1 protein-coding gene is annotated in these 379 nt (G+C 64.1%); it reads right to left on the reverse strand.

The genetic code is table 11. The annotated features are described in order from the left end of the window. Window positions 1-379, reverse strand: a 379-nt coding sequence (locus AC0L3U_RS38625) for an ATP-binding protein (RefSeq protein ID WP_473364994.1), incomplete at both ends; no start/stop codon positions are given.

Genomic DNA, 379 nt, shown 5'->3' on the forward strand with positions numbered 1-379 from the left:
GGCAAGCGAATACGTACCACGGTGCCCTGCCCGGGACGGCTGTCCAGGTCGACCGTCCCGCGCAACAAGGTAATGTTGCGCTTGACCACGTCCATGCCCACGCCACGCCCGGAAAGGCTGGTAACGGCTTCGGCGGTGGAGAAGCCCGCTTCGAAGATCAGGTTGTAGATTTCCTGGTCGGTGAGCACCGCGCCGCTGGGGACGAGCCCGCGCTCTTGAGCCTTTTCAAGGATACGTTCGCGGTTCAGGCCAGCCCCATCGTCGGCGATCTCAATCACGATGCTGCCCGAGTCGTGATACGCGTTAAGGCTCAGGTGGCCCTTGGCCGATTTGCCGGCGGCACGGCGGGCGTCGGCGCTTTCGATTCCGTGGTCCATGG

The sequence above is a fragment of the Bradyrhizobium sp. Kon69 genome (assembly GCF_055807515.1).